Origin of the sequence: Rhizomonospora bruguierae, from assembly GCF_018397995.1 — a bacterium.
GTDB classification, from domain to species: domain Bacteria; phylum Actinomycetota; class Actinomycetes; order Mycobacteriales; family Micromonosporaceae; genus Rhizomonospora; species Rhizomonospora bruguierae.
The window spans coordinates 12,251-31,473 of record NZ_BBQH01000054.1 but is presented as its reverse complement, the minus strand read 5'-3'; the positions used below and the strand labels follow the sequence as shown (position 1 = coordinate 31,473).

The 19,223-nt window shown below is 72.4% G+C and carries 17 protein-coding genes and 2 tRNA genes; 12 read left to right on the top strand and 7 right to left on the bottom strand.

Annotated elements, in window-relative coordinates; all coding sequences use genetic code 11:
- Positions 1-24: 24 nt before the first annotated feature.
- From cofC to KJS59_RS23915, 4 genes are all read left to right on the top strand, one after another.
- A complete protein-coding gene (cofC, locus tag KJS59_RS31415) occupies positions 25-735 on the top strand; it encodes a 2-phospho-L-lactate guanylyltransferase (protein ID WP_249714798.1) in 711 nt (236 codons plus the stop codon).
- 68 nt (positions 736-803) lie between these two features.
- Positions 804-1,010 (top strand): cold-shock protein, encoded by a 207-nt coding sequence (locus KJS59_RS31410; protein WP_249714796.1) that lies wholly within the window; start codon positions 804-806, stop codon positions 1,008-1,010.
- Positions 1,011-1,055: 45 nt separating this feature from the next.
- On the top strand, positions 1,056-3,371 hold the full coding sequence (locus KJS59_RS23920) for an RNA degradosome polyphosphate kinase (protein WP_213455217.1): 2,316 nt from the start codon (positions 1,056-1,058) through the stop codon (positions 3,369-3,371).
- Positions 3,372-3,439: 68 nt separating this feature from the next.
- On the top strand, positions 3,440-4,384 hold the full coding sequence (locus tag KJS59_RS23915) for an NUDIX domain-containing protein (protein ID WP_213455216.1): 945 nt from the start codon (positions 3,440-3,442) through the stop codon (positions 4,382-4,384).
- 57 nt (positions 4,385-4,441) lie between these two features.
- Here KJS59_RS23915 and KJS59_RS23910 read toward each other — a convergent pair whose 3' ends face one another.
- The 3 genes from KJS59_RS23910 to leuC all read right to left on the bottom strand — a co-directional run bounded on the left by KJS59_RS23910 (position 4,442) and on the right by leuC (position 7,197).
- Entirely contained in the window at positions 4,442-4,969 is a 528-nt protein-coding gene (locus KJS59_RS23910; RefSeq protein WP_213455215.1) for an HU family DNA-binding protein, read from the bottom strand.
- Positions 4,970-5,144: 175 nt separating this feature from the next.
- Positions 5,145-5,732, bottom strand: coding sequence for a 3-isopropylmalate dehydratase small subunit (gene leuD, locus KJS59_RS23905; protein ID WP_213455214.1), 588 nt, complete (start codon positions 5,730-5,732; stop codon positions 5,145-5,147).
- A 13-nt stretch (positions 5,733-5,745) separates the two neighbouring features.
- Complete coding sequence (leuC, locus tag KJS59_RS23900) at positions 5,746-7,197, bottom strand: 3-isopropylmalate dehydratase large subunit (RefSeq protein WP_213455213.1); 1,452 nt, start codon at positions 7,195-7,197, stop codon at positions 5,746-5,748.
- A 73-nt stretch (positions 7,198-7,270) separates the two neighbouring features.
- Between leuC and KJS59_RS23895 the strand changes: the two genes are divergently transcribed.
- Positions 7,271-7,957, top strand: a complete 687-nt coding sequence (locus KJS59_RS23895; RefSeq protein WP_213455212.1) for an IclR family transcriptional regulator — start codon at positions 7,271-7,273, stop codon at positions 7,955-7,957.
- 208 nt (positions 7,958-8,165) lie between these two features.
- Here the strand turns inward: KJS59_RS23895 and KJS59_RS23890 are convergent.
- The 3 genes from KJS59_RS23890 to KJS59_RS23880 all read right to left on the bottom strand — a co-directional run bounded on the left by KJS59_RS23890 (position 8,166) and on the right by KJS59_RS23880 (position 9,291).
- Positions 8,166-8,241 (bottom strand) — tRNA-Glu (locus tag KJS59_RS23890).
- A gap of 87 nt (positions 8,242-8,328) precedes the next feature.
- Positions 8,329-8,400, bottom strand: a tRNA-Gln gene (locus KJS59_RS23885).
- A gap of 87 nt (positions 8,401-8,487) precedes the next feature.
- Positions 8,488-9,291: a fumarylacetoacetate hydrolase family protein gene (locus KJS59_RS23880; RefSeq protein WP_213455211.1), complete on the bottom strand. Its 804-nt coding sequence runs from the start codon at positions 9,289-9,291 to the stop codon at positions 8,488-8,490.
- A gap of 20 nt (positions 9,292-9,311) precedes the next feature.
- Between KJS59_RS23880 and KJS59_RS23875 the strand changes: the two genes are divergently transcribed.
- From KJS59_RS23875 to KJS59_RS23845, 7 genes are all read left to right on the top strand, one after another.
- Positions 9,312-10,160 carry a 3-methyladenine DNA glycosylase gene (locus KJS59_RS23875; protein ID WP_213455210.1) on the top strand — a complete coding sequence of 283 codons (849 nt, stop codon included), beginning with the start codon at positions 9,312-9,314 and terminating at the stop codon, positions 10,158-10,160.
- Positions 10,161-10,734: 574 nt separating this feature from the next.
- Positions 10,735-12,420, top strand: coding sequence for an ABC transporter substrate-binding protein (locus KJS59_RS23870; RefSeq protein ID WP_213455209.1), 1,686 nt, complete (start codon positions 10,735-10,737; stop codon positions 12,418-12,420).
- A gap of 94 nt (positions 12,421-12,514) precedes the next feature.
- Entirely contained in the window at positions 12,515-13,498 is a 984-nt protein-coding gene (locus KJS59_RS23865; protein WP_213455208.1) for an ABC transporter permease, read from the top strand.
- Positions 13,499-13,515: 17 nt separating this feature from the next.
- Positions 13,516-14,418 (top strand): ABC transporter permease, encoded by a 903-nt coding sequence (locus tag KJS59_RS23860; protein WP_249714794.1) that lies wholly within the window; start codon positions 13,516-13,518, stop codon positions 14,416-14,418.
- Entirely contained in the window at positions 14,415-15,491 is a 1,077-nt protein-coding gene (locus KJS59_RS23855) for an ABC transporter ATP-binding protein (RefSeq protein ID WP_213455206.1), read from the top strand. The genes KJS59_RS23860 and KJS59_RS23855 overlap by 4 nt, the downstream gene beginning before the upstream one ends.
- On the top strand, positions 15,488-16,471 hold the full coding sequence (locus tag KJS59_RS23850) for an ABC transporter ATP-binding protein (protein WP_213455205.1): 984 nt from the start codon (positions 15,488-15,490) through the stop codon (positions 16,469-16,471). The genes KJS59_RS23855 and KJS59_RS23850 overlap by 4 nt, the downstream gene beginning before the upstream one ends.
- Positions 16,472-16,702: 231 nt before the next feature.
- On the top strand, positions 16,703-17,647 hold the full coding sequence (locus KJS59_RS23845) for an endonuclease/exonuclease/phosphatase family protein (RefSeq protein ID WP_213455229.1): 945 nt from the start codon (positions 16,703-16,705) through the stop codon (positions 17,645-17,647).
- Here KJS59_RS23845 and cimA read toward each other — a convergent pair.
- Positions 17,596-19,209, bottom strand: coding sequence for a citramalate synthase (gene cimA / locus KJS59_RS23840; RefSeq protein WP_213455204.1), 1,614 nt, complete (start codon positions 19,207-19,209; stop codon positions 17,596-17,598). The genes KJS59_RS23845 and cimA overlap by 52 nt on opposite strands.
- Positions 19,210-19,223: the final 14 nt, after the last annotated feature.

Here is a 19,223-nt window from a genome sequence, read left to right as displayed (position 1 = left end):
CTCGGGGGCTGGCATATTTGCGCTGTGCGTCAACGGGGCTGGGCGGCCGGCTGGGCGGTCGTGGTACCGGTCAAGCGGCTGAGCGCGGCCAAGAGCCGGCTGCGCGGCGCCCTGCCCGGCGTGCCGCACGACCGGCTGGCGCTGGCCCTGACGCAGGACACGGTGGCCGCGGCGGCCCGCTCGGCGGCGGTCGCCGAGGTGCTGGTGGTCACCGACGACCCGGCGGTGGCGGCCGCGGCCCGGGCGCTGGGCGCCCGCGTGGTCGCGGACCCGCCGCCGGGTGCCGGGGAGCGGCCGCACGAGGGGCTCAACGCGGCCGTGGCGCACGGGATCGCCACGGTCGCCGGTCCGGGCCGCTGGGTGGCCGCGCTGACCGCCGACCTGCCCGCCCTGCGCCCCGCCGAACTGACCGCCGCCCTGACCGCCGCGGCCCGCGCCGGGGCGGGAGGCGAGCCGGCCCGCCGGTTCGTGGCCGACGCCCCGGGCACCGGCACCACGCTGCTCACCACGCCGCCGGGGGTGCCACCGCAACCCCGCTTCGGCGCCGGCTCCGCGGTCGCCCACGCGCTGGCCGGCGCCGCGCCCCTGACCGGCGAGTGGCCCTCTCTGCGCCGGGACGTCGACACGGCCGCCGACCTGGCCGCCGCCGCCGCACTCGGGCTGGGCCCGCACACGGCGCCCCTCTACGCCGCCACGCCTGCGGCGGCCTCCGGTCCCCCGCCGGCTTCGGCATAGCCGGCGCCCTCGCCGAGACCGTGGCTTCCGCTCCCCCGCCGGGCGTTGGAGGGGGTAGCGTGCGCCTCATGCAGGGGACCGTGGCCACGTACGACCCGCAGACCCGCAGCGGAACGCTGCTCCTGGATGATGGGACGGAACTGCCGTTCCCGGCCGCGGCCTTCGACGCCTCGGGGTTGCGCCTGCTCCGCCTCGGGCAGCGCGTTCAGATCGACAAAGACAAATCTGGCGGGGTCGGGCGGGTTAGCTTGCCGACCATGCCCACCAATTCATGAGACGCGTTCACCCTTCGTTAACCCCGCCCGGGTGATGATGGAGCCGTGAACAGCCCGCCGCCGCACCCCAGCCAGCCCCACGGCAAGCCGGCCCGGCGCCGCGCCATCCTCATCCCGGTCGACACGCCGGTGGGCGGCGAGCCGGAACCGGAGGGGCCGGCGCAGAACGGGACGGGCGAACCGGCGGGCGCGCCCCGCACCGCGCCGAACCGGGTGGGCGGCGCCGAGTCCGCGGCCGCCACCGTCGAACCGCCGGCCACCGACCGGCCACCGGCCACCGACCGGCCGCTCCCGGAGGACCGGTTCCTCAACCGCGAGCTGTCCTGGCTCGACTTCAACGCCCGGGTACTGGCACTCGCCGAGGACCCGGAGACCCCGCTGCTGGAGCGGGCCAAGTTCCTGGCCATTTTCGCGAGCAACCTGGACGAGTTCTTCATGGTCCGCATCGCCGGGCTGAAGCGCCGCCAGCAGGCCGGCATCCCGATCCGGGGCGGCGACCAGCTACCGCTGCGCCGCCAACTCGAACTGATCGCCGGGCGCACCGCCGACCTGGTCGCCCGGCACGCCCGCTGCTTCGCCGAGGACGTCCGGCCGCGCCTGGCCGAACAGGACATCCACCTCGTCCGCTGGTTGGACCTGGACTTCGGCGAGCGCCAGCACCTGCGCACGTACTTCCGGGAGCACGTGTTCCCGGTGCTCACGCCGCTGGCGGTGGACCCGGCGCACCCGTTCCCGTACATCTCCAACCGCTCGCTCAACCTGGCCGTGGTGGTCCGCGACCCGGACGGCGGCCCCGAGCTGTTCGCCCGGATCAAGGTGCCGAACAACGTGCCCCGGTTCGTGGTGGTCGGCGGCGACCCGGGCCGCCCCCGGTTCCTGCCCGTCGAGGAGCTGATCGCGGCCCAGCTCGGCCAGCTGTTCTCCGGCATGCAGGTGGTCGAGTGCCACCTGTTCCGGGTCACCCGCAACGCCGACCTGGAGGTGGACGAGGACCGGGACGAGGACCTGCTCCAGGCCCTGGAGCGGGAGCTGGCCCGGCGCCGGCTCGGCCCGCCGGTCCGGCTGGAGGTGGCCGCGTCGATCTCGGACACGGTGCTGGAGACGCTGGTCCGCGAGCTGGACATGGACGCGCACGACGTGCTGCGGGTCCCCGGCCTGCTGGACCTGTCCGCGCTGTGGCAGGTGTACGACGAGTCGGAGCGCCCGGACCTAAAGGACCGGCCGTTCGTGCCGGCGACCCACCCGCGCCTGGTCGAGGGCGAGACGCCACGCAGCTTCTTCGCCCGGCTGCGGGACGGCGACATCCTGGTGCACCACCCGTACCACTCGTTCTCCACGAGCGTGCAGCGCTTCATCGAGCAGGCCGCCGCCGACCCCAACGTCCTGGCCATCAAGCAGACGCTGTACCGGACCAGCGGCGACTCCCCCATCGTGGACGCGCTGATCGACGCGGCCGAGGCGGGCAAGCAGGTGGTGGTGCTGGTCGAGTTGAAGGCCCGCTTCGACGAGCAGGCCAACATCGGTTGGGCCCGGATGCTGGAGCGGGCCGGTTGCCACGTCGTGTACGGGCTGGTCGGGCTGAAGACGCACTGCAAGACGGCGCTGGTGGTGCGGGAGGAGGGCGGGCAGATCCGCCGGTACTGCCACATCGGCACGGGCAACTACCACCCGAAGACCGCCCGGCTGTACGAGGACTACGGGATGCTCACCGCCGACCCGGAGGTGGGCGCCGACCTGACCGACCTGTTCAACGTACTCACCGGGTACAGCCGGCAGACCGCGTACCGGCGGCTGCTGGTGGCGCCGCACGGCATCCGCAGCGGGATCATCGAGCGGATCGAGCGGGAGGTGGAGCGGGTCCGGGCCGGCGGTGCCGGGCTGGTGCAGATGAAGGTGAACGCGATGGTCGACGAGGAGATCATCGACGCGCTGTACCGGGCGTCCCGGGCCGGCGTGCGGGTCGACCTGGTGGTGCGGGGCATGTGCTCGCTGCGCCCCGGCGTGCCGGACCTGTCGGAGAACGTCCGCGTCCGCTCGATCCTCGGCCGGTTCCTGGAGCATTCCCGGGTGTTCCGGTTCGGCGAGGGCGGGCCCGGCGACGCCGGCACCGAGTACCGGATCGGCTCGGCGGACCTGATGCACCGCAACCTGGACCGCCGGGTGGAGGCGCTGGTGCAGGTCACCGACGTGGACGCGCGCGGCGAACTGGACCGGATGTTCGCGATGTCGATGAGCGACGACTGCGAGGCGTTCGAGTTGGCGCCGGACGGCACGTGGAGCCGCCGCCGCGGCGACGCGGACGCGCCGCGGCCGCACCTGCAGGAGGCCATGCTGCGCCGGGTCGTCGGACCGGCCGGGTAGGCGCCGCGCCGCTAGGCTGGCGGGGTGCTGGGGACGTGGCGCCGGGCCGCGCGGCGACGGCGAGTGGAGTGACTGCCCTGAATACCACGACGATCCGGGCGGCCGGCGGCGTCGTCTACCGCGATGCTCCCGGGGCCGGCGGCGTCGAGGTCTGCCTCGTGCACCGGCCCCGGTACGACGACTGGTCGCTGCCGAAGGGCAAGGTGGAGCAGGGCGAGCATCCACTGGTCGCGGCGGTGCGCGAGGTGGGCGAGGAGGCCGGGCTGGTCGCCACCCCGCAGGTCCGCCTGCCGCGGGTCCACTACGCGGTGGGCGGCGCACCCAAGGTCGTGGACTACTGGTCCATGCGCGCGGTGGAGCCGGCTCCGTTCGAGCCGAACGAGGAAGCCGACGACCTGTGCTGGCTGCCCGCCGCGGCGGCGATCGAGCGGGTCAGCTACCCGCACGACCGGGAGGTGCTGCGCGCGTTCGCGAACCTGCCGCCGGTCACCGGCGTCGTGCTGCTGGTGCGCCACGCGCACGCGGGCAGGCGGGAAAGCTGGTTCGCCGACGACGGGGCCCGCCCGCTGGAGCCGGCCGGTGAGGTGGAGGCCGCGCGCCTGGTGTCGCCGCTGGCCGCCTGCCGGCCGCGCCGCCTGCTCTCCGCCACACCGCGCCGCTGCCGGCAGACCCTGGCGCCGCTCGCCGCCGCGCTGGACCTGCCGATCGAGGCGGACGGCCGGTTCGACGAGACCGTCAACGACGCCGAGGGGTCGACCGCCGTCGCCGCGCTGCCCACCGTCGCCGCGCTCCCCCCGACCGTGGTGTGCAGCCAGGGAAAGGTCATCCCACCGGCGCTGGCCCGGCTCGTCGAGGCGGCCGGCGGGCCGCAGCGACCGGCGGCGCGGTACCGCACGGCGAAGGGCAGCGGCTGGTTGCTGGCGTTCGGCGGCAACCGCCTCGTCGGCCTCGACCCGCTGGACGCCGACCCCCTGGACACCGACCCGCTGAGCGCCGATCCGCTCGCCGGATAAACGGTGAGGGCGCCCATCCCCTAGGGAACGAGCGCCCGTCAGTCGGCCCGGATACGCCTATCGGCTCCGGGTCGCCGCCTTCTTGGCCGGGGCCTTCTTCGCGGGGGCCTTCTTCGCCGCCGCGCTGGTCCGCGCCGTCGACTTGGCCGCCTTCGCCGGCGCCTTCTTCGCCGCCGCCGACTTGGTGGCCGCGGCCTTCGTCGGCGCCTTCGTGGCCTTCGGCGCGGCGGCGCCGCTGGCCTTCGCGGCCCGGGCCGTGGTGGTGGTCTTGGTGGCGGCGGTCTTCTTCGCCGCGGCGGTCTTCGGCACCTTGCCGGAGGCCACCATCTCCTTGAAGCCGGCGCCGGCGCGGAACGCGGGCACCGCGGTCTTCTTGACCTTCACCGACTCGCCGGTGCGCGGGTTGCGCGCTGTTCGGGCACCGCGCACCCGCTTCTCGAACACACCGAAGCCGGTAATCGCCACCCGGTCGCCCTTGGTGACCGCGGCCTGCACCTCGGCCAGCACCGCGTCCAGGGCGGCGGTGGCCGCCTTCTTGTCGCCCAGGCGCGCGGAGAGCGCCTCGATGAGCTCGGCCTTGTTCACGTCTTCCCTCCCGAGTGTTACCAGTGGACTCTCATGAGCCATTCTGCGCGCACCGTATGCCCTCTGGCCTGCGTACACAAACATCCGGGCGAAAAAAAGCCTTGTGTCGCAACGCTTTCGCCCCCACCGACGAGGTCAGTGGGGGCGAAAGAGCCGATTTCAGCGGGGTATTCGGCTACCCGACGGCCGGCAGGAACGGCTTGCGATCCCGCTCGTAGGCGTCGATCGCGGCGACGTGCCGCAGCGTCAACCCGATGTCGTCCAGCCCTTCCAGCAGCCGCCAGCGGCTGAAGTCGTCCAGCGGGAAGGTCCAGGTCGCGTCGTCCGCGCGCACCTCGCGGGCCTGCAGGTCAACCGTGATCGGCGCGCTCGGGTCGCTCTCCACCAGGTCCCACAGCGCCGCTACGGCCTTGAGTTCCAACTCCACGGGCAGCAGCCCCATCTTCAACGCGTTGCCGCGGAAGATGTCGCCGAACCGGGGCGAGATCACGGCCCGGAACCCGTAGTCCTGCAACGCCCAGACGGCGTGCTCCCGCGACGAGCCGGTGCCGAACTCCGGCCCGGCGACCAGGATCGTGGCGCCGTCGTACACCGGGTTGTTGAGCACGAAGCCCGGCTGCTCGCGCCAGGCGCTGAACAGCCCGTCGGCGAAGCCGGTGCGGGTCACCCGCTTGAGGTACACGGCCGGGATGATCTGATCGGTATCCACGTTGGACCGGCGCAGCGGCACCGCCGCACCGGTATGGACGGTGAACTTCTCCATTGCTGTCCTCGCTTCAGTTCAGGTCGGCGGGGGCGGCCAGCCGCCCGGTGACGGCGGTGGCGGCGGCGACCGGCGGCGACACCAGGTGGGTGCGCCCGCCCCGGCCCTGCCGGCCCTCGAAGTTCCGGTTCGACGTCGACGCGGCGCGCTGCCCGGGGGACAGCGTGTCGGGGTTCATCCCGAGGCACATGGAGCAGCCGGCGAACCGCCACTCCGCGCCCGCCTCGATGAAGACCTTGTCCAGCCCTTCGTTCTGGGCCGCCTCGCGCACCGCCGCCGAGCCCGGTACCACCAGCATCCGTACCCCGGCCGCGACGCGCCGGCCACGCAGCACCTCCGCCGCCGACCGGAGGTCCTCCAGGCGCCCGTTGGTACAGGAGCCGAGGAACACCACGTCCACCGGGACGTCGCGCAGCGCCGTGCCCGGGGTCAGGTCCATGTACTCCAGGGCACGCCGCGCCGCCGAGCGGTCCACCTCCTCGATGAACTCCTCCGGGTCCGGCACCCGCCCGTCCAGCGAGCTGCCCTGGCCCGGGTTGGTCCCCCAGGTGACGAATGGGCTGATCTCCTCGGCGTCCAGCACCACCTCGGTGTCGAAGACGGCGTCCTCGTCGGTGGCCAGGCCGCGCCAGTACTCCACGGCGGCGTCCCAGTCGGCGCCCTGCGGCGCGTTCGGCCGCCCCTTGAGGTACTCGACGGTGGTCTCGTCCGGCGCGATCATGCCGGCCTTGGCGCCCCACTCGATCGACATGTTGCAGATCGTCATCCGGCCCTCCATGGACAGCGCCCGGATGGCCTCCCCGCGGTACTCGACGACGTGCCCGCGTCCGCCGCCGGTACCGACCTTGGCGATCAGCGCGAGCACCAGGTCCTTGGCGGTGACCCCCGGGCGCAGCCGCCCGTTCACCGTCACCGCCATGGTCTTCGGCTTCGCCTGCGGCAGCGTCTGGGTGGCCAGCACGTGCTCCACCTCGCTGGTGCCGATGCCGAACGCGAGCGCGCCGAACGCGCCGTGGGTGGCGGTGTGCGAGTCGCCGCAGACGATCGTCATGCCCGGCTGGGTCAGCCCCAGCTGCGGCCCGATCACGTGCACGATGCCCTGCTGCGCGTCGCCCAGCGGGTGCAGCCGGACGCCGAACTCCGCGCAGTTGCGGCGCAGCGTCTCGATCTGCGTGCGGGAGGTGGGGTCCGCGATCGTGAGCAGGTCGCCCCGGCGCGCGTTGAACGACGGGTCCGCGTACCCGGTCGGGGTGTTGTGGTCTTCGGTGGCCAGCGTCAGATCGGTACGGCGCACCCGCCGCCCCGCCAGCCGCAGCCCGTCGAACGCCTGCGGGCTGGTCACCTCGTGCAGCAGATGAAGGTCGATATAGAGCAGGTCCGGCTCCCCGTCGGCGGATCGCACCACGTGGGCGTCCCAGACCTTTTCGGCCAGGGTCCTGCTCGGGCTCGGGGTCCTGCTAGACATCGTTGTCGGCGTGGCTCCCACCATCTGGACATCCTAAATTCTGGGAGGTATGTTTCGGGTTGTGGGACACAGTATGAGCGGTGTCGGCGTTCTCGACAAGGCGGTGGTCATCCTCGCCGCCTGCGTGGACGGCGCGTCACTGGCGGAACTCGTCGATCGCACCAAGTTGCCCCGGGCGACGGCGCACCGGCTCGCCCAGGCCCTGGAGATCCACCGCATGCTGGTCCGGGACACCCAGGGCCGATGGCGCCCCGGCCCCCGTCTCGGCGAACTCGCCAACGCCGCCCCCGATGTCCTGCTGACCGCCGCCGAGCCGCTGCTGGCCGCCCTCCGCGACGCCACCGGCGAGAGCGCCCAGCTGTACCTGCGCCGCGCCGACGAGCGCATCTGCGTCGCCGCCGCCGAGCGCGCCAGCGGCCTGCGCGACACCGTCCCGGTCGGCTCCGTGCTGCCCATGACGGCCGGCTCCGCCGCCCAGATCCTGCTCGCCTGGGAACCCCCCGAGGCCGTCATGCCGCTCCTGCCCCGCTGCAAGTTCACCGGCCGCACCCTCGCCGAGGTGCGCCGCCGCGGCTGGTCCCAGAGCATCGCCGAGCGCGAGGCCGGTGTGGCCAGCGTCTCAGCGCCGATCCGCGACCGCACCGGGCGGGTCATCGCCGCGATCAGCATCTCCGGGCCGATCGAGCGCCTGGGCCGCCGCCCCGGCGACCGCCACGCCATGGCCGTCGTCCGCGCCGGCCAACGCCTCTCCGGCCTGTAGCCGACCGGCGACCGCCCGGACGAGCGGGACACACAGCCACCCACCCGCGAGTGCCGCGCTCCGAGGCCGCCTGAACCCGAGCCCCGCCCGAACCAAGGCCATCTGAACCCGAGGCGGGGCTCGCGGCACGCGTGGCGCCCGCGCACCGGCGGATACACACTTGGCGGATACGCACAGCGGCCCGCGTCGCTCGACGCGGGCCGCTTTCTGGTAGCCCCGACCGGATTCGAACCGGCGCTACCGCCTTGAGAGGGCGGCGTCCTAGGCCGCTAGACGACGGGGCCCTGGGACTTTCCATCTGCCACCCTTGCGGGCAGCGGTGCTGAACTCTATCAGAGACCAGCTCCGACGCCGTAACCGGACATCGGTCGCTGGGGTACCAGGACTCGAACCTAGACTAACGGAGCCAGAATCCGTTGGGCTGCCAATTACCCCATACCCCATTGGCGCTCGCGCGCCGGTCATGAACATTACCCGACCGGCGGGGCGCACTCCAAATCACCCCGCCTCCCCGGGGCCGCCGGGAGGGGTCAGTCCAGGTCGACGACGGGGTTGTCCAGCTCACCGATGCCCTCGATCCGGACGATGACCGTGTCACCGGCGAGCAGCGGGCCCACACCGGCCGGGGTGCCGGTGAGCACCACATCGCCGGGGAGCAGCGTCATGACGTGGGAGATGTAGCTGATGAGGGTGGGCACGTCGAAAATCATGTCGCGGGTGCGGCCGAGCTGGCGCACGTCCGCGGTCTGCGGCGTCTCGCCCACCTCGCAGCGGACCTCGACGTCGCCGACGTCCAGGCCGGTGGCGATCCACGGGCCGAGCGGGCAGAACGAGTCGAAGCCCTTGGCCCGGGTGAACTGGCCGTCGGCGCGCTGGAGGTCCCGGGCGGTCACGTCGTTCGCGCAGGTGTACCCGAAGATGGCCCGCTGCGCGGCGGCCCGGTCGGCGCGGCGGGCGCCGGGCGGGCCGATGACGACGGCGAGTTCGGCCTCGTGCTCGACCCGCTTCGACTGGGTGGGCAGCCGGATGGCGTCCCGCGGCCCGATCACCGAGGTGGAGGGCTTGAGGAAGATCAGCGGCTCGGCCGGGACCTCGTTGCCCAGCTCGGCGGCGTGCTCGGCGTAGTTGCGGCCGACGCAGACGACCTTGCTGGGCAGGATCGGGGAGAGCAGGCGGACGTCGGCCAGCGCCCAGCGCTGGTTGGTGAACCGGATCTGGCCGAACGGGTGCCCGTCGATCTCGGCGACGGTCAGGGCGTCGGGGCCGGCTCCGGCCTCCCCCTCCACGACGCCGAAGGACATGCCGGCCGGGTGGGCAAAGCGAGCGATACGCACAGGTACAACATACTTGCGTCATGGCGCTCTCTCCCGAGGTGTGGCGTGCCCGGCGCGCGGCGCACGAGGCACGGGTGGACGCGTGGCTGGCGCCGCATCTCGCGCGGCGGCGGGCGGGGGCGAAGCACCCGGTCGAGGACTTCCTGTTCACGTACTACTCGCATCGGCCCGCCCAGTTGCGCCGGTGGCACCCGGGCGCCGGGGTGACCCTGGCGGGGGCGGAGCCGGCGGAGTTCGGCCGGGACTACCTGCGGACGCCGGAGGGGCTGGCCCTCGACGCGGCCCGGGTACTGGAGCGCCGCGGCGGGTCGGTCGCGTGGATCCGGAACCTGCTGGTGCGTACCGCCGGGCGCCCGGCCCAGCTGGGCTGCTTCGGGCTGCACGAGTGGGCCATGGTGTACCGGCAGACGTCGGACGAGGTGCGGCACAACGCGTGGCCGCTGCGCCTGAGCGCCGCCGAGACCGCCGAGGTGGTCGAGCGCGGTCGCATCCGGTGCAGCCACTTCGACGCGTACCGGTTCTTCACCGCCCCGGCGCGGCCGTTGAACCTGCTGGCGCCGACCCGCGAGACGCAGGCGGAGAACGAGCAACCGGGCTGCCTGCACGCGAATATGGATCTTTATAAATGGGCGTACAAGCTCTCGCCGCTGGTGCCGAGCGAACTGGTGGCGGACTGCTTCGCGCTGGCCCGGCGGATCCGGGTGCTGGACATGCGGGCCAGCCCGTACGACCTGGCCGACCTGGGATACGAACCGGTCCGGATCGAGACGCCGGCGGGGCGGGTGGAGTACGCGGCGGCGCAGCGCGGGTTCGCGACGGAGGCCGCGGCACTGCGGGAGCGGCTGAGCACGGTGCTGAAAACCGGTTAAGAAGCTTCGCGTCGCCGGCCGACGCTGTCTACTTAGTTCAGGTCGCGATTGCGCACCGGTTCTGTACCAGGGCAAACCAGGGCTTACCCGGCTCGCGTCCGCGGCCGGCGCGGCATCCTCCGAACGGCCACAGTGGCGGTTCCGGGAAGGGTTGACACTTAACCGGTTCGGTGCTGTTATCGACACCACTCCGGCGCTTGCCGAGCCCGCACCACCGGCGAAACAGGAGGACGGATGCGGCCTGGCCTCCCCCAACCCGGCACCGACCGGCCCGCGCCACCGGCTGCCGGTCCGCGGGCGACGGCGGCGAGGCGCGGCCCGCACGCCACGCCGGGCGGTGCGGCGGCACCCCGGCCGGGCATGCGCATTCGATCCTCGATGGACGGTCCCGGCGCGTGGCCGCGGTGCGCCCGGGTCACCGTCGCCGGGGAGGCGCGGGTGCTGGCGGACCACCGGCTGACGGACTTCCTGCCCACGCCCACACCGTGGGGACCGATGCGGAGGTGGACGCCATACGGCATCCGCGCGCCGCGCACCGGTTGCCCGACCCACCACCCACCACATTGGAGAGGTCATGAGAAGAGGCAGTAAGCGCCGGCTGCTCGCGGCCGTCGCCACCGCCGGCGTGCTGGCCGGAGCCGTCGCCGCGTGCGGTGACAGCGGCGGCAGCGGCACCTCGCCGGCCGGCGGCAGCGACAAAATCATCAACGTGTTCACTGGGGCGAGCGGGCAGCTCACCCCGAACTTCAACCCGTTCTCGCAGACCGCGACGCCGGGCACGCTCGGCATGATCTTCGAGGCGCTGTTCTTCTTCAACCAGGCCAGGGCGGACGACATCCAGCCGCAGCTGGGTACCGAGTACGCGTTCGACGACGGCGGCAAGACGCTCACCTTCACCCTGCGCAACGACGTGAAGTGGAGCGACGGGCAGGCGTTCACCGCCGACGACGTGGCGTTCACGTTCAACCTCATCAAGGACAACGAGAAGCTGAACACCGGCGGACTGCCGATCACCGAGGCGAGGGCCACCGACCCGTCGCACGTGACGCTGAAGTTCTCCCAGGGCATCTACACCCGGCTGTGGACGATCGCCGGGCAGACCTGGATCGTGCCGAAGCACCTGTGGTCCGGCGTGCCGGACCCGTCCGCGTTCACCAACGACAAGAACCCGGTCGGCACCGGCCCGTACAAGCTCAAGTCGTTCGCCCCGCAGAACTACGTGCTGGAGAAGAACACCGGCTACTGGGAGGTCGGCAAGCCCAAGGTGGCCGGCTTCCGGTACCAGACCTTCAGCGGCAACGAGAGCGGCACCGCCGCACTGGCGGCCGGGCAACTCGACTGGACCGGCATGTTCATCCCGGACATCGAGAAGCAGTACGTCAGCAAGGACCCGAAGAACAACAAGTACCTCAACGAGTCCAACCTGTACATCACGAACCTGGTGCCGAACCTGGCCAGGCAGCCGTGGGACGACGTGGCGGTGCGCCAGGCGATCAGCTACGCGCTGGACCGCGAGCAGATCATCAAGCTGGCCTTCTCCGGGTACGGCAAGATGCCCGGGACGGCCGCGCTGCCGGTCCCGCTGTACCAGGACTACATCAAGCCCGAGTACCGGGACATGAAGCTGGAGTACGACCCGCAGAAGGCGACCCAGACGCTGGAGCAGGCCGGGTACGCCAAGGGCTCGGACGGCATCTACGCCAAGAACGGCAAGAAGCTCGCCATCACCTGCCTGGTCGTGCAGGGGTACTCGGACTACATCAGCGCCCTGCAGATCATGACGCAGGCGCTGAAGGAGGTGGGCATCCAGTTCACCAAGAAGGAGGTCTCGTACGCGTCGTTCGCCAACGCCCAGCAGGTCGGCGACTTCGACATGATCATCACGAACGGGTACGGCGGGCCGAGCCCGTACATCTGGTACAACAACCTGTTCGCGACGAAGCAGACGGCGCCGCTGGGCAAGCCGGCCGCCTCGAACTACTCGCGGTACAGCAACCCGACCGTGGACGCGTCGCTGGCCACGATCGAGCAGACCGACCCGAAGAACACCGACGCGATCAAGGCCGAGATCGGGAAGATCCAGGACGTGATCGTGAAGGACTTCCCGTACATCCCGCTCCAGCAGTCGAGCGCGCTCGCGGAGTACCGGACGGTCAACGTGACCGGCTTCCCGACCGAGGACAACCACTACGCGCTGGCCCTGCCGTTCGGCAACCCGGACGGGGGCATCGTCGCCAAGAACCTCGTGCCGGTGGGCTGAGCCCGGTCGGCACGCGGCACCGGGCGGGCCCACCCGTCCGGTGCCGCCGCCACCGGGCCGGTCGCCCGGCGACCCGCGCCGAAAGAGGGCCCGCATGCGCTACCTGCGCCGCAAAATCCTGTTCTACCTGGTCGCCGTCTGGGCGGCGGTCACGCTCAACTTCCTCATCCCCCGGCTGATCAAGGGCGACCCGGTAGCCGTGATGCTCGCCAAGACGCAGGGTGCGGCGCCCGTCCCGCCCGAGGCCCGGCGCGCACTGGAACTCCAGTTCGGGGTGAGCGACGACCCGCTGTGGGTGCAGTACCTCGGGTACCTGAACAACCTGCTGCACGGCAACCTGGGGCTGTCGGTGTCGTTCTACCCGACGCCCGTGACCACCGTGATCCGCCAGGCGCTGCCGTGGACGATCATCCTGGTCGGGGTGGCCACGATCATCGCGGTCGGCATCGGGCTGGCCCTGGGCATGCTCGCCGGCTGGAAGCGCGGCACCTGGCTGGACAACCTGATCCCGGCCACCACGTTCCTGGCCGCGATGCCGTACTTCTGGCTGGCGCTGGTCCTGCTGTTCCTGCTCGGCCAGGTGCTGCACCTGGTCCCGCTCAACGGCGGCTACGACTACTCCACCGAGATCGGCTGGAACGGGCCGTTCCTGCGCAGCGCGATCTACCACGCGCTGCTGCCGGCCCTCACCATCGTGGTGTCGTCGATCGCCGCGTGGATGCTGGGGATGCGCAACATGATGGTCTCCACGATGGCCGAGGACTACGTGACCACCGCCGAGGCGAAGGGGCTGCGGCCGCGCCGGATCATGGTCAGCTACGCCGCCCGCAACGCGGTGCTGCCCAGCGTCGCCGGCTTCGCCATCACGCTCGGCTTCGTGGTCAGCGGGTCGATCGCCACCGAGATCGTCTTCTCGTATCCGGGGATCGGGACCAGCCTGGTCCAGGCGGTCTCGAACGCGGACTACGCGCTGATGCAGGGCATCTTCCTGGTCATCTCGCTCTCCGTGCTCGGCGCCAACTTCATCGTGGACCTGCTGTACGCGCTGATCGATCCGCGTACCCGGCAGGCGGCGTGAGAGGGGGCGGGACGATCGTGAACGGCACCACCCCGACCCGCTGGCGCTGGCTGCTGCGCAACCGCAAGCTCACGGTCGGCCTGGCGATCGTCGGGTTCTTCGTACTGGTGGCGATCGTCGGGCCGCTCCTCATCGACGACCCGGACCGGATCACCAACGACGCCCTGGTCGCCCCCTCCGCCACCCACTGGCTGGGCACCACCAACACCGGCCAGGACGTGTTCACCCAGCTGATCGCGTCCACCCGGGGGTCGATGACGATCGGCGCGGTGGTCGGGCTGCTGGCCACGGTGGTCTCCGTCGTGATCGGTGTCGCCGGCGGCTTCGTCGCCGGCCGGACCGACGAGGCGCTGTCGCTGTTCAGCAACGTGTTCCTGGTGCTGCCGACGCTGCCGCTGGTCATCCTGATCACCGACTACGTGGACGCGGGCGGCGTGCTGATCGTCGGGCTGGTCATCGCGCTCACCAGTTGGGCCGGGTCGGCCCGGGTACTCCGCGCGCAGACGCTCTCCCTGCGCCGGCGCGACTACGTGGACGCGGCCCGGGTCAGCGGCGAGCCCGCCTGGCGGATCATCGTGTTCGAGATCCTGCCGAACCTGCTGCCGATCATCGCGGCGCAGTTCGTGTTCGCCGTCATCGGCGGCATCCTCACCCAGGCGGCGCTGGCCTTCCTCGGCCTGGGCGGCGCCAACTCCTGGGGCACCATGCTGTACTTCGCGCTCAGCGGCCAGGCGCTCTCGCTCGGCGCGTGGTGGTGGTTCGTCCCGCCCGGCCTGTGCATCGCGGTCCTCGGCGCCGGGCTCTCGCTCATCAACTTCAGCATCGACGAACTGATCAATCCCCGGCTGCGGCTGGCCCGCCACGACCGGCGGGCCCGCAAGCGGGAACGGTGGGCGGCTGGCGAAGGTGGGGCGGCATGACGAACCCGTCGGACGTGGTCCTCTCGGTCCGGGACGTGACCGTGGAGTACGCGGGCACGCCGCCGGTGCGGGCGGTCCGGGGCGTCAGCTTCGACCTGGCCCGCGGCGAGGTGCTCGGCATCGCCGGGGAGAGCGGCTGCGGCAAGTCCACCCTCGCCTACGCGGTCACCCGCCTGCTGCGCCCGCCGGGCCGGCTGGTCGGCGGCAGCGTGACGTTCACCCCGCCGGACGGCGGCGACCCGATCGACGTCAACGCGCTGGCCGGCGAGGAACTGCGGCTGTTCCGCTGGCACCGGATCGCCATGGTCTTCCAGGGTGCGATGAACGCGCTCAACCCGGTGCTGTCGGTACGCCGGCAGCTCAGCGACGTGTTCACCGCGCACGAGCCGGGCATGGGCCGCCGCCAGCGCGAGGAGCGCTGTAGGCAACTGCTGGACCTGGTCGGGATCGCCCCCAACCGGCTCTCGTCGTACCCGCACGAGCTGTCCGGCGGCATGCGGCAGCGCGTGATGATCGCCATGGCGATGGCGCTGCGCCCGGACGTGGTCGTGATGGACGAGCCGACCACCGCGCTGGACGTGGTGGTGCAGCGGGACATCCTGGAGGAGATCGACCGGCTGCGGGAGATGTTCGGCTTCGCGGTCGTCTTCATCACCCACGACCTGTCGCTGCTGCTGGAGATCAGCGACCAGCTCGCCATCATGTACGGCGGGCGGATCGTGGAGACCGGGCGCGCCCGGGACATCCACGCGGCGCCGCACCACCCGTACACGGTCGGGTTGCTCAACTCGTTCCCCAGCCTGCGCGGCGAGCGCCAGCGCCTGCACGGCATCCCGGGCAACCCGCCCGACCTGGCCCACCCGCCGGCGCACTGCGCGTTCACCGCCCGCTGCCCGTACGCGTTCGCGCAGTGCCACGAGATCGACCCGCCGCTGGCGCCGGTCCGCTCCGGCGACGGTCCTGGGACGCTCACGGCCTGCCTCCAGTACGACCGCACCCTGCGCCCGGCCGGCCCCGACGAGGCGCTGGTCCAGGGGCGCTTCGACCTCGACCGGCTGGGGACATCGGCATGACCACGCTGACGATCGAGCGGCTGAGCCGCCACTTCACGATCCGGGACGGCCGGCACCGGACCGTGCTGAGGGCGGTCGACGACGTCTCCTTCGAGCTGCGCTCGGGCGAAACGGTCGCCCTGGTCGGCGAGAGCGGCAGCGGCAAGTCCACCATCGCCCGCATGCTCGCCCGCCTCACCCGGCCCACCAGCGGGCGGATGCTGCTGGACGGGGTGCCGCTGAAGAACGGCTACCGGGCGGTCCGCCGGTACCGGGGCGACGTGCAGATGGTCTTCCAGGACCCGTTCGGCTCGCTCAACCCCGCGCACAGCGTCGGCTACCACCTGCGCCGCCCGCTGCGCCTGCACGGCCTGGCCAAGGACTCCGCCAGCGAACAGCGAGGCGTCCACGACCTGCTGGACCGGGTGAACCTGCGCCCGGTCGAGGTGGTGGCGCGCCGGTACCCGCACGAACTGTCCGGCGGGCAGCGGCAGCGGGTGGCGATCGCCCGCGCGCTGGCGCCCCGGCCGCGCATCCTGCTCGCCGACGAGCCGGTCTCCATGCTCGACGTGTCGATCCGCCTGGAGATCCTCAACCTGATCGACCGGCTCAAGCAGGAGGAGGACCTGGCCGTCCTCTACGTCACCCACGACCTGGCCACGGCGCGGTACTTCGCCTCGTCCATCATGGTCATGTACCGGGGTCAGATCGTGGAGCGGGGCCCCAGCGACGACGTGATCCTCGGCCCGTCCCACCCGTACACCCACCTGCTGGCCAGCGCGGCGCCGGACCCGGACACGCCGCGGCCGGAGCGGGCCGACCTGCGGGCGCTGCGCGGCGGCCAGCAGACCCAGAGCGACCGGTCGGGCTGCCTGTTCCGGCCCCGCTGCCCGCACGCCTTCGACCGGTGCCCACTACCGGTGCCGATGTTCGAGGTCGCACCGGGGCATGCGGCCCGCTGCTTCCGCCACGACCCGGCGGTCGCCGCCGGCCCCCGCTGAGCCCCGCCGGCCCCCGCTGAGCCCCGCCGGCCCCCGCTGAGCCCCGCCGGCCCCCGCTGAGCCCCGCCGGCCCCCGCTGAGCCTCACCGGGCCCCGCCGGGCCCGCTGAGCCCGGACCGGCCCCACCGGCGGGCCGCCGGCCGGTAGCGTGCGGGCGTGGACGTGGACGTGGAGGCGCCGGCCGCGCCCGGTGCGCAGCCGCGGGTTCGGCGCCGGTTCCCGTGGCGTTCGGTGCTCTGCTGGCTGGCCGTCGCGCCGGGCGCGCTCTGGGCGGTGGTGCGGATCGCCGGGCTCGACTGGCGGCCCTTCGTCCAGCTGATCGCGTTCACGCCGTACGCGGCCGCCGGGTCGGTGCTACCGCTGGCGCTGGCGGTGCTGCTGCGGCGCTGGCGGCAGGCCGCGGTGGCCGGGCTGGCGCTGGCACTGCTGGCCTTCGCGGTGCTGCCCCGCGCGATCGCCGACAACGTTCCGGCGGTGCGCGGTCCGGTGGTGCGGGTGATGACCGCCAACGCCCTGTTCGGGCGAGCCGACCCGGCGGCTCTCGTGGCCGAGGTGCGCGAGCGGCGAGTGGACCTGCTGGCCATGCAGGAGTTCACGCCGGACCTGGCGGCGGGGCTCGACGCCGCCGAAATCGGTGCGCTGCTGCCCTACCGGGAACTGCACCCGGAACCCGGCGCCGCCGGCTCGGCGATCTACTCGCGTTTCCCGCTGCGGGACGGCGCGGTGCGCCGGCAGCCCGGCAGCGGGTTCCTCCAGGCGTCCGCCACCGTGCTCGTGCCGGGGGCGCCGGAGCTCGGATTCGAGTCGGTGCACCCGTGCCCGCCCGCGGGTTGGGGGACGCTGAACGCGTGGCGGCGGGAGCTGTCCGCCCAGTACCCGGCCACCCCGAAGGGCGGGCTACGGGTGCTGGCCGGCGACTTCAACGCCACCCTGGACCACGCGCCGCTGCGCCGGCTCATCGCCACCGGGTACCGGGACGCCGCCGACGCGGCCGGCGCCGGACTGATCGGCACCTGGGGGCCGTACGACGACGACCCGATCCCGCCGGTGACCATCGACCACGTCCTGGCGGACAAGCGGATCGGGGTGGAAAGCGTCGAGGTGCACGGCACCCCGGGCAGCGATCACCGCAAGGTGCTGGCGGAACTCACGCTCCCCCGCGGCGACAACCCGTAGACCAGCGCGTCGACCAGGGCCTGCCAGCTCGCCTCCACGACGTTCTCGTGCACGCCGACCGTCGTCCAGTCGTTGCGCCCGCTCGCCGTCTCGACGAGGACCCGCGTGATCGCGCCGGTGCCGTGCGTCCCCTCCAGGATCCGGACCTTGTAGTCGGCCAGCTCGAACCCGGCCAGCTCCGGGTACTGGCGGGACAGGGCGACCCGCAGCGCCTCGTCCAGCGCGTTGATCGGGCCGTTGCCCTCGGCGGTGGCGATCACCCGCTCGCCGCGGACCCGCACCTTCACCGTGGCCTCGGAGACCACCGCACCGTCCTCCCGGTGCTCCACGATCACCCGGTACGACTCCAGGGCGAACGGGCGCGGGCCGTCGCTGCCCGTCTCGGTGGCCAGTTCGGCCCGGACCAGCAGCTCGAACGAGGCGTCCGCGGCCTCGAACGACCAGCCGGCCGCCTCCATCTCCTTCACCCGCCGGGTGACCCGGCGGAGCGTCTCCGGATGGCCGGCCAGGTCCAGGCCCAGCTCGCGTGCCTTGAGCTCGATGCTGGCCCGGCCGGCCATCTCGGTCACCAGGATCTTCATGTCGTTGCCGACGGTGGCCGGTTCCACGTGGTTGTAGAGCAGCGGGTCCACCTTGATCGCGCTCGCGTGCAGTCCCGCCTTGTGGGCGAAGGCCGCGGCACCGACGTAGGCCTGGTGGGTGTCGGGTGCGATGTTCGCGATCTCGGCGATGGCGTGCGAGACGCGCACCATCTGGTCCAGGCAGTCGTCCGGTAGGACGGGCAGCCCGAGCTTGAGTTGCAGGTTGCCGACGACGGCGAACAGGTCGGCGTTGCCGGGCCGCTCGCCGTAGCCGTTGACGGTGCACTGGAAGTGCCGCACGCCGGCCTCGACCGCCGCCACGGTGTTCGCCACGGCGCAGGAGGTGTCGTTCTGGCAGTGGATGCCCAGCACGTCGGGCGCCACACCGAGACGCTCGACCAGGTCGGCGATCCCGGCGGTGATCTGGGACGGGAGCATGCCACCGTTGGTGTCGCACATGACGACCCGCTCCGCGCCCGCCGCCAGCGCCGCGGCGACCACCGAGGCGGTGTACCCGGGGTCGAAGCGGTAGCCGTCGAAGAAGTGCTCGCAGTCGAGGAAGACGCGGCGCCCCTCTGCGACGAAGTGCGCGACGCTGTCCCGGACCATCGCCAGGTTCTCCGCCGGCGTGGTGCGCAGGGCGCGCTCGACGTGCCGCAGGTCGGACTTGGCGACCAGGCACACGGCCGGCGTCTGCGCCTCCAGCAGGGCGCGGACCTGCGGGTCGTCGGCGACCGCCACGCCCGCCTTGCGGGTGGCGCCGAACGCCACCAGGACCGCGTGCTTCAGGCTGAGTTCGGTGCGTGCCCGGCGGAAGAACTCGGTGTCCTTGGGCATGGCTCCGGGCCAGCCGCCCTCGATGAAGCCGACCCCGAACTCGTCGAGCAACCGGGCCACGGCCAGCTTGTCGACGACGGAGTAGCTGATCCCCTCGCGCTGTGCCCCGTCGCGCAGCGTGGTGTCGTAAACCTGGTAGTTCATCGATGGGTCCCTTC

Excerpts from the sequence above, each read along its gene's own strand:
- KJS59_RS31410 (WP_249714796.1), top strand. The coding sequence starts at position 804 with ATGCAGGGGACCGTGGCCACGTACGACCCGCAGACCCGCAGCGGAACG.
- leuD (WP_213455214.1), bottom strand. The coding sequence starts at position 5,732 with ATGGAGAAGTTCACCGTCCATACCGGTGCGGCGGTGCCGCTGCGCCGG.
- leuC (WP_213455213.1), bottom strand. The coding sequence starts at position 7,197 with ATGTCTAGCAGGACCCCGAGCCCGAGCAGGACCCTGGCCGAAAAGGTC.
- KJS59_RS23895 (WP_213455212.1), top strand. The coding sequence starts at position 7,271 with ATGAGCGGTGTCGGCGTTCTCGACAAGGCGGTGGTCATCCTCGCCGCC.
- KJS59_RS23875 (WP_213455210.1), top strand. The coding sequence starts at position 9,312 with ATGGCGCTCTCTCCCGAGGTGTGGCGTGCCCGGCGCGCGGCGCACGAG.
- KJS59_RS23870 (WP_213455209.1), top strand. The coding sequence starts at position 10,735 with ATGAGAAGAGGCAGTAAGCGCCGGCTGCTCGCGGCCGTCGCCACCGCC.
- KJS59_RS23865 (WP_213455208.1), top strand. The coding sequence starts at position 12,515 with ATGCGCTACCTGCGCCGCAAAATCCTGTTCTACCTGGTCGCCGTCTGG.
- KJS59_RS23855 (WP_213455206.1), top strand. The coding sequence starts at position 14,415 with ATGACGAACCCGTCGGACGTGGTCCTCTCGGTCCGGGACGTGACCGTG.
- KJS59_RS23850 (WP_213455205.1), top strand. The coding sequence starts at position 15,488 with ATGACCACGCTGACGATCGAGCGGCTGAGCCGCCACTTCACGATCCGG.
- cimA (WP_213455204.1), bottom strand. The coding sequence starts at position 19,209 with ATGAACTACCAGGTTTACGACACCACGCTGCGCGACGGGGCACAGCGC.